General features: G+C 70.1%; 9 protein-coding genes. 8 read left to right on the top strand and 1 reads right to left on the bottom strand.

Annotated elements, in window-relative coordinates:
* The first annotated feature begins 258 nt into the window (after positions 1-258).
* From NMK44_RS36785 to NMK44_RS36750, 8 genes are all read left to right on the top strand, one after another.
* Positions 259-2,070 (top strand): pectate lyase-like domain-containing protein, encoded by a 1,812-nt coding sequence (locus NMK44_RS36785; protein WP_254751561.1) that lies wholly within the window; start codon positions 259-261, stop codon positions 2,068-2,070.
* A gap of 162 nt (positions 2,071-2,232) precedes the next feature.
* Positions 2,233-2,388: a hypothetical protein gene (locus NMK44_RS36780; RefSeq protein ID WP_254751559.1), complete on the top strand. Its 156-nt coding sequence runs from the start codon at positions 2,233-2,235 to the stop codon at positions 2,386-2,388.
* Positions 2,389-2,586: 198 nt separating this feature from the next.
* On the top strand, positions 2,587-4,491 hold the full coding sequence (gene htpG / locus NMK44_RS36775) for a molecular chaperone HtpG (protein ID WP_254751557.1): 1,905 nt from the start codon (positions 2,587-2,589) through the stop codon (positions 4,489-4,491).
* 214 nt (positions 4,492-4,705) lie between these two features.
* Entirely contained in the window at positions 4,706-6,178 is a 1,473-nt protein-coding gene (locus NMK44_RS36770) for an extracellular solute-binding protein (protein ID WP_254751555.1), read from the top strand.
* Between the two features lie 2 nt (positions 6,179-6,180).
* The gene (locus NMK44_RS36765) at positions 6,181-7,107 is read left to right on the top strand and encodes a carbohydrate ABC transporter permease (RefSeq protein WP_254751554.1); all 927 of its coding nucleotides are present in this window, start codon (positions 6,181-6,183) and stop codon (positions 7,105-7,107) included.
* Entirely contained in the window at positions 7,104-7,967 is an 864-nt protein-coding gene (locus NMK44_RS36760; RefSeq protein ID WP_254751552.1) for a carbohydrate ABC transporter permease, read from the top strand. The genes NMK44_RS36765 and NMK44_RS36760 overlap by 4 nt, the downstream gene beginning before the upstream one ends.
* Positions 7,964-9,019, top strand: a complete 1,056-nt coding sequence (locus tag NMK44_RS36755; protein ID WP_254751550.1) for an NAD(P)-dependent alcohol dehydrogenase — start codon at positions 7,964-7,966, stop codon at positions 9,017-9,019. Before NMK44_RS36760 ends, NMK44_RS36755 begins: the two co-directional genes overlap by 4 nt.
* 49 nt (positions 9,020-9,068) lie before the next feature.
* Positions 9,069-10,226, top strand: a complete 1,158-nt coding sequence (locus tag NMK44_RS36750) for a hypothetical protein (protein ID WP_254751545.1) — start codon at positions 9,069-9,071, stop codon at positions 10,224-10,226.
* Here NMK44_RS36750 and NMK44_RS36745 read toward each other — a convergent pair.
* Positions 10,190-10,843 carry a TetR/AcrR family transcriptional regulator gene (locus NMK44_RS36745; RefSeq protein ID WP_254751540.1) on the bottom strand — a complete coding sequence of 218 codons (654 nt, stop codon included), beginning with the start codon at positions 10,841-10,843 and terminating at the stop codon, positions 10,190-10,192. The two genes, NMK44_RS36750 and NMK44_RS36745, sit on opposite strands and share 37 nt — an antisense overlap.
* Between the last annotated feature and the right edge of the window lie 39 nt (positions 10,844-10,882).

The following is a 10,882-nucleotide window of genomic DNA, read 5'->3' as shown; positions in this document are numbered from 1 at the left end:
CCCCGCCCTCCCCCGCACCCGGCCGGGTCGGCCGGGCCACGGGCGGGTGCCCACAGGGGCACCAGGCCGTTCGCCGTCCGTCATCTCTTCCATCATCCTCTGAATGCGGATCACCGGGATCACGGCTCAACTACCGTGCGATGGCGGGAAGTTCCTGACGCAGCTCTTGACGACTGATGGACACCGCTGAAGCATTCAGCGTCAAGAGAGCGCTCCCTCACCTCCGTTTCGTTCATTTTCTGAACAAGGAGAGCCGCCATGCCCACACCCCCCACCGACCGCACGGCCAGCGATGGATCCGCACTCCCCCGCCGCACGGTGCTCACCACGATGGCCGGTGCCGCGGCCGCCGCGCCGGGTCTGCTCACCCCGTCCACCGCCGCGGCGGCCGCCCCCGCCCGGCGCGGCCGGGGGCGCGCCCCGCTGCCCGGCGGTGGCGACCTCGGCCCGCGGGTGCTGGTCTTCGACCCTGCCACCCCCGGCATCCAGGCCACCCTGGACCGGGTGTTCAAGGAGCAGGAGTCGGCCCAGTTCGGCACCGGCCGCTACGCGCTGCTGTTCAAGCCCGGCACGTACCACGGGCTCAACGCCCAGCTCGGCTTCTACACCTCCATCGCGGGCCTCGGCCTCTCCCCCGACGACACCACCATCAACGGCGATGTCACCGTGGACGCGGGCTGGTTCGGCGGCAACGCCACCCAGAACTTCTGGCGCTCCGCGGAGAACCTCGCACTGGTGCCCGTGAACGGCACCAACCGCTGGGCGGTGGCACAGGCGGCGCCGTTCCGCCGGATGCACATCCGCGGCGGGCTCAACCTGGCGCCCGACGGCTACGGCTGGGCCAGCGGCGGCTACATCGCCGACAGCCGGATCGACGGCACGGTGAGCCCCTACTCGCAGCAGCAGTGGTACACCCGCGACAGCGTGGTGGGCGGCTGGCGGAACGCGGTGTGGAACATGGTGTTCTCCGGAGTCGAGGGTGCGCCCGCACAGTCCTTCCCCGACCCCCCGTACACCACGCTGCACACCACTCCGGTCTCCCGGGAGAAGCCCTTCCTGTACCTCGACGGCGCCGGCTACCGGGTGTTCCTGCCGGAGAAGCGGGTGGACGCGCGCGGCACCACCTGGGGCGGCGGCACACCCCGGGGCACCTCACTGCCGCTCACCCGCTTCTACGTGGCCAGACCGGGTGTCACCGCGGAGACCCTCAACGCCGCGCTGGCCCAGGGGCTGCATCTGCTGCTCACCCCGGGGATCTACCACCTGGACCGGCCGGTGGAGGTGAACCGGGCGGACACCGTCGTACTCGGACTCGGCTACGCCACCCTGGTGCCGGACAACGGGGTGACCGCCCTGAAGGTGGCGGACGTCGACGGGGTGCGCCTGGCCGGATTCCTCATCGACGCGGGACCGGTCAACTCCCCCACCCTGCTGGAGGTCGGCCCTCCGGGCGCCTCCGCGGCCCACTCCGCCAACCCCGTCACCGTCCAGGACGTGTTCATCCGGATCGGCGGCGCGGGTCCGGGCCGGGCCACCACCAGCATGGTGATCAACAGCCGTCACACCATCGTGGACCACACCTGGGTATGGCGCGCGGACCACGGCTCCGGGGTGGGCTGGGAGACCAACCGCGCCGACTACGGCGTACGGGTCGACGGCGACGACGTCCTGGCCACCGGGCTGTTCGTCGAGCACTTCAACAAGTACGACGTCCAGTGGTCCGGAGAGCGCGGCCGCACCGTCTTCTTCCAGAACGAGAAGGCGTACGACGCCCCGGACCAGGCCGCCGTCCAGAACGGCGGCACCAAGGGGTACGCCGCCTACCGGGTGGCCGACTCCGTCACCACGCACGAGGGCTGGGGCCTGGGCAGCTACTGCTACTACAACGTGGACCCGTCCATCCGCCAGGACCACGGCTTCGCCGCCCCGCGACGGGCCGGGGTCGCCTTCCACCACCTGCTGGTGGTCTCGCTCGGCGGCAAGGGCCAGTACGAGCACGTGATCAACGACACCGGAGCCGCCACCTCGGGCTCGGCCACGGTGCCGTCGACCGTGGTGTCCTATCCCTGACGACCGAGCCGGGGCAGGGCCGGGGCCGGGGCCGGGACCAGGGGCGGGACCGGGGCCGGCGACCGTGAGACCCGCCACAGTGATCAGTACGCATGTGCTGGCGTGCGACGGGTAGCGGAAGCCGTGCAGAGTCAGATCCTGATCAAGAAAGACATACCAACCATGACAACCGCGAACACATCCGGCCTTGTGCCCATTTACGACAGCATGGTCGCCGAGCACGGGGATGTGCCCACCGAGACCCGCGAAGCCGCGGAAGAGATCCAGCGGGAGGTCGCGGAGGTCCTGGACTGGAACCGGTTCCGCCCCGGCGACTGACACCGGGCCCCGGGCGTGTGCGGGGCGGTGGTACCACCGCCCCCACGCGATCCGGGCATTCCCGGCCCCCTTCTTGGATAAGATCGCTACGACACACCGCACTTGATGTCGTCGACGCATATCTCACGAGGGGAATCAGTGACTACAGGGAGCGAAACTTTCGAGTTTCAGGTCGAGGCGCGCCAGCTGCTCCAGTTGATGATCCATTCGATTTACTCGAACAAGGACGTCTTTCTGCGTGAGCTCGTCTCCAACGCCTCCGACGCGTTGGACAAGCTGCGGCTGGAATCGCTCCGCGACGGAAACCTGGAGGCGGACACCTCTGATCTCCACATCGCGATCGAGGTCGACAAGGAACAGCGCACCCTGACCGTGCGCGACAACGGCATCGGCATGTCGCACGACGAGGTCGTGCAGCTGATCGGCACCATCGCGAACTCCGGCACCGCGAAATTCCTGCAGGAATTGAAGGAGTCGAAGGACGCGGCCGCCTCACAGGACCTCATCGGCCAGTTCGGTGTCGGCTTCTACTCCAGTTTCATGGTGGCCGAGGGGGTCACCCTGCTGACCCGGCGCGCCGGGGAGAGCCAGGGCACCCGCTGGGAGTCCGGCGGCGAGGGCACGTACACCATCGCGCCGGCCGACGACGCCCCGCAGGGCACCGCGGTCACGCTCCGGCTGAAGCCGGAGGACACCGAGGACGCGCTCTACGACTACACCTCCCCCTGGAAGATCAGGGAGATCGTCAAGCGGTACTCGGACTTCATCACCTGGCCGATCCGGATGGCGGTCGAGGCGCCGCCGAAGGCCGCAGCGGAGGGCGCCGAGGGCGACGAGGAGTCCGCCGGTGGCTCCGCCGCGGAGGCCGCCCCGGAGGTCGAGACGGTCAACTCGATGAAGGCGCTCTGGGCGCGTTCGAAGGACGAGGTGACCGATGACGAGTACCACGAGTTCTACAAGCACATCAGCCACGACTGGAACGATCCGCTCGAGACCATCCGTATGCAGGCGGAGGGCACGTTCGAATACCAGTCGCTGCTGTTCATCCCGTCCCACGCGCCGCAGGACCTGTATATGCGGGACCGCAAGCGGGGCGTCCAGCTCTATGTGAAGCGCGTCTTCATCATGGACGACTGCGAAGCGCTGATGCCGGAGTACCTGCGCTTCGTCAAGGGTGTGGTGGACGCGGCGGACCTGTCGCTGAACGTCTCGCGCGAGGCCCTCCAGCAGGACCGCCAGATCCAGCTGATGCGGCGGCGGCTGGTCAAGAAGGTGCTCTCCACGGTGAAGGACATGGTGTCCGGCGCCCCGGAGCGGTACACGACCTTCTGGAAGGAATTCGGTCCGGTCCTCAAGGAGGGACTGCTCGGCGACTTCGAGAACCGCGAGACGATCCTCGGGCTCTGCTCGTTCGCCACCACCCGGGACGCGGAGGAGCCGACCACCCTGCGGCAGTACGTGGAGCGGATGAAGGAGGGGCAGGAGCACATCTACTTCATGACGGGCGAATCGCGCTCGATCGTGGAGAGCTCGCCCCATATGGAGGCTTTCCGGGACAAGGGGTTCGAGGTCCTGGTCCTCACCGACCCCATCGACGAGCTGTGGGTGGACGCGGTCCCCGAGTTCGACGGCAAGCCGCTGCGGTCCATCGCCAAGGGCCAGGTCGACCTGGACGGCGACGGCGAGAAGGACGCGGAGACGGAGGCCGAGCGGGAGCGGCAGAAGCAGGACTACGCCGATCTGCTCTCCTGGATGACCACGACGCTGAGCGACAGCGTCAAGGAGGTGCGGCTCTCCTCGCGGCTGACCACCTCGCCCGCGTGCGTCGTGGGCGACACCCATGACCTCTCGCCGCAGCTCCAGAACATCTACAAGGCGATGGGCCAGGAGCTGCCCGAGGTCAAGCGGATCCTGGAGCTGAACCCCACGCATCCACTGGTGAGCGGGTTGCGCACGGCCCATGGTGAACGCGGGGACGACGCCGGACTGGCCGAGACGGCGGAGCTGCTGCACGGGATGGCACTGCTGGCCGAGGGCGGCGAGCTGACCGACCCGGCGCGCTTCATCAAGCTGGTGGCCGGACGGCTGGAGAAGTCCCTGTAGTCCAGTCAGTCCAGACAAAACCAAATATTCCGGACAAAACGCTGAGGGGCGGGCCACCATAGCCCGCCCCTCAGCGGCGTCACAGCCGGAAGATCACGAGCAAAATATCTCGCACAATGTGTTAACTCTTGCTCGATCTTCTGCTAACAATGTCGTTCGTCAGAGTTCGCGCCGGCCCGCTCCCCGGGCTCGCACACTCCAAGGGACGTACGACATGGGTTCTCCCCCACCCTCCTCCGCACCGCGGCCCGCACCACCGCTCAGCCGCCGCTCCGTGCTGCGCGGCGCCGCCGGGGCGGGGGCCATGGGGCTGCTGGCCGCCTGCGGCGGCCGGTCCGACGCCGCCTTCCACGCCGATGCCGGGCCCTGGCGCCGGTACGCGGGGACCACGGTGAACTTCATCTCCGAGAACACCGCCCCCACCGCCGCGATCGCCGCCGACCTCACACCGTTCACCGAGCTCACCGGCATCCGCGTCAACATCGTCACGCTCGAGCTGTCCGCACTCGCGCAGAAGGTCGCCCTCGACCTCGCCTCGGGCAACGGTGAGTACGACGTGGTGTACGCGGACCCGTACCAGGTGCTGGCCCCCTACGCACCGGCCTTCGCCGACCTCAGGGAGTTTGCCGAGGATCCCGGGCTGCCCCGGCTGCCCGGCGGCTTCGGCGACTTCATCCCCACCCATCTGGACGCGGCGGGCCGCTTCGGCGGTGACGGCAAGGTGCTGGCGCTGCCCTACGACTGCCCGACCATGGTCTGGCAGTACCGCGCCGACCTCTTCGAGCGGTACCGCGACCGGATGGCGGACGACCTCGGCTTCGATCCGATGCCTTCCGACGACACGACGTGGGAGCAGTACTACGCCATCGCCGAGTGGTTCAACGACAAGACCGACGCGGTGCGCTACGGCACCGGCCACCAGGCCAAACAGCATGACGCGCTGATGTGTGACTTCTCCAACCTGCTCTGGTCCTACGGCGGCGACTACTTCGACGGCGGCCGCCGCGTCGGCCGCGTCGGCACCCTCGACCCCGGGGACTGCCGGCTGGACTCGGACGCCGCGATCGAAGGAGCCGCGTTCTACCAGCGGCTGCTGAGGATCGCCGACCCCGGCTCCCGCACCTGGGACTGGGACGGGCTCGGCGCGGCCTTCCGCGCCGGACGCATCGCCATGTGTCCCAACTGGCACGAGTACGCGGCGTCCAACGAGGCGGCCATGCCCGGCAAGGTCGGTTACGCCCGGCTGCCCAAGGGCCCGGCGCGCTCGGCCGGCATGTACGGCGGAACCGGTATCGCGGTGTCCGATGTGATCCCCGAGCGACGGCGCCAGGCCGCCTGGCTCTTCGTCAACTGGGCCACCGCGCCCAGGACCCAACTGGCCAACCTGGCCAGCGAGGTCGGCGGCGGCACCCCGACCCGTACCTCCGTCTACGGACTACCGCGCGTCACCGAGGCCCAGCACCGGCCCTCGAAGATGGCCAACATGCTCTCGGCGACCGCGGTCAAGGAGACCTGGCGGTCCGACACCATCGGACTGCGCCCGAAGATCCCCATGTGGGCGGAGTGCGACACCGCCGTCTACACCCAGCTTTCCGGCATGCTCGCGGGCGACGCCTCGCCGGAGTCGGCCATGCGGGCCGCCACCAGCCGTATCGACCGCATCGTCGCCCGAGGGTGGGTGAACTGACCATGGGTTCCCTGACGACCGGCCTCCGCCGGGACGGACGCTCCTCCGGACGCCGTTCCCGGATTCCCCTCCCCGGCTTCGCCGGACGCATGATGGCCCCCGGACTGCTGGTGCTCGCCGGTGTCTCCCTGCTGCCGTTCGCGGCGGTGGTCATCATGAGCTTCTCCCGGGTGCACCTGCTCGGCGGGCTCAGGCTGGAGGGCGCCGGAGCCGACAACTGGACACGGCTGTTCACCGACCCCGACATGGCGTGGGCCTGGGCCAGGACCGCCGGGTACTTCCTGCTCACGGTGGGCGGCGAGATGGTGCTCGGCACCCTGCTGGCCATCTGTCTGTGGCGGTTGCGGCACGGCCGCAACGCCGCGCTGAGCCTGCTGCTGCTCCCGATGTTCGTGGCACCCGTGATCGTGGGACTGCTGGGCCGCTTCCTCACCGACTCCACCTTCGGGCTCTACTCCTGGCTGCTGGGCCAGGCCGGCTACCACGGCGATCTGATGGGCGACAAGACGACCGCGTTCCTCTCGGTGACCCTGATGGACATCTGGGAGTGGACACCGCTGGTCACCCTGATCGCGCTGGCCGGACTGACCTCCGTGCCCTCCAGCGTGCTGGAGGCGGCGTCGCTCGACGGCGCCGGAATGCCGCGCACCCTGCGCCACATCGTGCTGCCCGCCATCGCACCCGTCCTGCTGGTGGCACTGCTGATCCGGTCGATGGACGCGCTGCGCTACTTCGACATCATCTGGAACACCACCGGCGGCGGACCCGCCGACGCCACCAAGACGGCGTCCGTCCGGCTCTATGAAACCGCCTTCCGCTTCTTCGACTTCGGCTACGCCGCGGTGACCGGACTGCTGATGCTGGCCGTCACCACCGTCGTGGCCCGCTATTTCGTCCGTCTCCTCGACCGGAAGGGGCTGGCCCGATGACCGCCTCCACCACCGGTGCCGGGCCGCTGGAGCACGGCGGCCGCGGTTCGCGCATCCTGGTCCGCGTCCTCGTCGTGACCGCGCTGATATGGACACTGGTCCCGCTGGGCTGGATGCTGCTGTCGTCCTTCAAGCCCACCGCCGAGGTCACCGCCGCCACCCCCGATGTGTGGTTCGGCCCCACCCTGGACAACTACCGGAACCTGTTCAGCGGCGGCAACAACCTGGGGCCGTATCTGCGCAACAGCGTGGTGGCCGCGGGCTGTTCGGCGCTGCTGGCCACCGCCCTCGGCGCGCTGGCCGGATACGGGCTGGCCCGGACCAAGGCGCGGGGCAAGCACCACCTGTCGTTCTGGATCATCTCCACCCGGATGGCACCGATCGCCGCCGTGGTCCTGCCGATCTTCCTGATCTTCCGGACACTGGGGCTGATCGACACCCTGCCGGGTCTGGTCCTGGCCTACCTCAGCTTCAACCTGCCGTTCGCCATCTGGCTGCTGAACGCCTTCTTCGCACAACTCCCCCCGGCCCTGGAGGAGTCGGCCCAGGTGGCCGGATGCACCTCCTGGCAGGCGTTCCGCCATGTGATCCTGCCGCTGACCCGCCCGGGGCTGGTCACCACCTTCGTCCTGTGCCTGGTCTTCTCCTGGAACGACTACGCCTTCGCCCTGGTCCTCAGCGGACCACGCACCCAGACCCTGCCCATCGCCGCCAGCCAGCTGGTCACCCAGACCGGTATCGACTGGGGCCAGCTGACCGCCATCGGCACTGTCGTGGTGGTCCCGATGATGCTCGTCGGCCTTGCCGTACGCCGGTGGCTGGTCACCGGCCTGACCATGGGAGCCGTGACCGGAGAATGACCGCCGACACCCTGCCCCCCGACATCCCCGACACCATGCGCGCCGCGGTGCTGTGCGCGCCGAGGCGGCTGGAGATCCAGCGGCGCCCGGTGCCCCGGCCCGGCCCCGGTCAGGTCCTGGTCCGCGTCGAAGCGGTCGGCATCTGCGGTTCGGATGTGCACTACTACGAACACGGCAGGATCGGCGACTTCGTCGTCCGCGCCCCCATGGTGCTGGGCCATGAGCCCAGCGGCACCGTGGTGGCCGTCGGCCCCGGGGCCCGGCGGCTGGCACCCGGCCAACTGGTGTCCCTGGAACCGGGGGTCCCGTGCGGCCGGTGCGCCCAGTGCCGCCACGGCCGCTACAACCTCTGTCCCGAGGTGTCCTTCTACGCCACCCCGCCGGTGGACGGCGCCCTGTGCGAATACGTGGCCGTCGACGAGGACTTCGCCCATCCGGTGCCCGAGGCGCTCGGCGCGGACGCGGCGGCGCTGCTGGAACCGCTGTCCGTCGGGGTGTGGGCCTGCCGCAAGGGCCGGGTCAGCGTCGGCTCCCGGGTGCTGGTCACCGGCGCCGGGCCGATCGGTCTGATCGCCGCCCAGACGGCGCGGGCGTTCGGTGCCACCGAGGTCGTGGTCACCGATGTGGAGCCCCATCGGCTGGCCGCCGCCCGGGAGTTGGGAGCCACCGCCACCGTGGACGTGACCACCACCCCGCTCGCCGACACCGGTTTCACCCCTGATGTGCTGGTGGAGTGCTCCGGGGTCCCGGCGGTGGCCGACGAGGCAATCCGCACCCTGGGCCGATCCGGACGGGCGGTGCTGGTCGGGATGGGCGGGGACTCCGTACCCCTGCCACTGGCGCATGTGCAGAACTTCGAGATCGAGGTCACCGGCACCTTCCGGTACGCCAACACCTGGCCGACCGCGATCGCGCTGGCGGCCTCCGGTGAGGTGCGGCTCGATCCGCTCGCCACCCATCACTACGATCTCGCGGAGTCGGAACGGGCCCTGACCGTGGGCGCCCAGGATCCGACGGCGCTCAAGGCGGTGGTGCGTCCGCACACCGTCTGAGCCCCTCCACCACCCCGTTGTCCGGGCCCTGAGCTGCTAATCTCCGCGGATGCGGCGCAAGGTGACCCGGATAGCGGGTGTGGTGGCACTGGTTCTGGCAGTGGCGGCGGGGTGGCTGTTCCTGAGCGGTACCTTCGGCCGCTGGCAGGACGACCGCGCCCTGGACGAGGCCTGCGGCGGGACGGTGGACCCCGGCGAGGCGAAGGACCTGCTGGGAGCTGACCGGTTGAAGACCGCGACCCGGTACGGCCGCCACGGAGAGCACAACACCTCGGGCGCCCCGGTGATCTGCTGGCTGGACGTGGACGACGGCTACCGCAAGCGCGCCGTCGTGCGGATGGAGTGGCGCTCCCGGGCGTGGGCCCCGCACACCGAGGCCAAACGGGACCAGAACAACTACCTCGCGCTGATGTCCACCCCCATCGGCCACGGCTGGTCGGGGATGATGAACCACTGGCGGGACGGCGACCGGGACGAGGGCAACGCCACCGTCGTGATGGACTGCCGCAACACCTCGGGGCCGCGCAAGGGGGACAGCCTGACCACATCGGTGGTCGGCTGGACCGACCGCTCCTACGAGACGGCCGCCCACCGTACCCATCTCGCCCGGCTCACCACCGGTATCGCCGAGCGGGCGGCCCGCTCCTGGGGCTGCGACGCCCGTCCCGGCCGTGCCGTGACGGCCATGGCTCCGCTGGTCTCACCGGAAGCGGCGCGGCCGGAACAGACCGCGCCGCCGGCGGAGGCGAAGGGCACCTGTGCGGGGATCCCCGGCACCCCGTCCCTCCCCCGGAGTCTGGGCACCGCGGCGGACCGCGCCCCGATCGAGGACTGCTTCCTGCTGGCGAAGGCGTCGGGGAAGAAGACGAGCGAGCCGGTCTACCGGCTGTCCGCGTTCTACGGCACCTTCGCCGACGACCAGCGCGGGCTGACCTCGTCGAAGGAGCGCCGCGGCGCCGACGACCCCCTGCTGACGAGCTTCGCCGACCGGGCGACGGCCCGCTGTCCCGGCACCCCGGCCACCGCGGTCTACGCCATCAGCAGGATGAACACCCTCCACAGGAGCGAACCGCACCGCTACACCCGCGCGGCGCTCACGGCGTTCGCCGAGCGGTCCGCGAAGCGGCACGGCTGTACGGACGTCCGGGTCCACCAGGGCGCTTCCGGCGCTCACAGATGGTCGGCCACCGCGGCGTCGATGAGCTGACGCAGTCCGTCCCGGTAGACCCCGGGGTCGGTCAGCGCCGGGAGAATCACGTCCAGATGGCCGGTGAGTACGGGGAAGTCCTCGGGGTCCAGCGCGGCGAACGCGGTGCGGGCGGTGGCCGCCGCGCTCCTGTCGTCACCGTGGTCCACGAAGGCGACGGCGCCGAGGGTGAACAGGTACATCCGCCGATAGGTCTCGATCGCGGCCTTCGGCGCCATCCCGGCGGCGAGGCTGTGGGCGAGCTGCGGTTCGACGAGACGGCCGAGCAGCCGCGGGCCGAACCAGGCGTGGCCCGCGCGCAGCGCCGCGAGCCCCGGATGTGCGCAGAGCAGCGCGTGGAGTGCCTGGAACCGGGTCTCGGTGGCGGTGGCCCAGTCGGTGTCCGCGGCCACCTCGGGCAGCTTCTCGGCGAGCCGGTCGGCGCAGGCGGCCAGCAGTCCGTCCAGATCGCCGCAGCGCCGGAAGACGGTGGCGTGGGAGACACCGAGGCGCTGCGCCACGGCGCGGAAGCTCAGGGCCTCGGGCCCGTCCTCGTCGATCACCGCCAGGGCGGTGTCCGCGATGGTGTCCAGGGTCGGCCGCTCGGCTTCCCGGGGTCTGCTGCGTGCGCTCCTCACGGGGCAAGCGTAGCGAACGTACGGAACGACGGAACATAC

This window comes from Streptomyces cucumeris, from assembly GCF_024295805.1.
Classification (GTDB): domain Bacteria; phylum Actinomycetota; class Actinomycetes; order Streptomycetales; family Streptomycetaceae; genus Streptomyces; species Streptomyces cucumeris.
The sequence above is the reverse complement of the archived record's forward strand: the minus strand, read 5'-3'. Positions and strand labels throughout refer to the sequence as shown.

What these genes read in the sequence shown, in the direction of transcription:
- NMK44_RS36780 (WP_254751559.1), top strand. Translation starts at nt 2,233, where the DNA reads ATGACAACCGCGAACACATCCGGCCTTGTGCCCATTTACGACAGCATG.
- NMK44_RS36760 (WP_254751552.1), top strand. Translation starts at nt 7,104, where the DNA reads ATGACCGCCTCCACCACCGGTGCCGGGCCGCTGGAGCACGGCGGCCGC.
- htpG (WP_254751557.1), top strand. Translation starts at nt 2,587, where the DNA reads ATGATCCATTCGATTTACTCGAACAAGGACGTCTTTCTGCGTGAGCTC.
- NMK44_RS36765 (WP_254751554.1), top strand. Translation starts at nt 6,181, where the DNA reads ATGGGTTCCCTGACGACCGGCCTCCGCCGGGACGGACGCTCCTCCGGA.
- NMK44_RS36785 (WP_254751561.1), top strand. Translation starts at nt 259, where the DNA reads ATGCCCACACCCCCCACCGACCGCACGGCCAGCGATGGATCCGCACTC.
- NMK44_RS36750 (WP_254751545.1), top strand. Translation starts at nt 9,069, where the DNA reads ATGCGGCGCAAGGTGACCCGGATAGCGGGTGTGGTGGCACTGGTTCTG.
- NMK44_RS36755 (WP_254751550.1), top strand. Translation starts at nt 7,964, where the DNA reads ATGACCGCCGACACCCTGCCCCCCGACATCCCCGACACCATGCGCGCC.
- NMK44_RS36770 (WP_254751555.1), top strand. Translation starts at nt 4,706, where the DNA reads ATGGGTTCTCCCCCACCCTCCTCCGCACCGCGGCCCGCACCACCGCTC.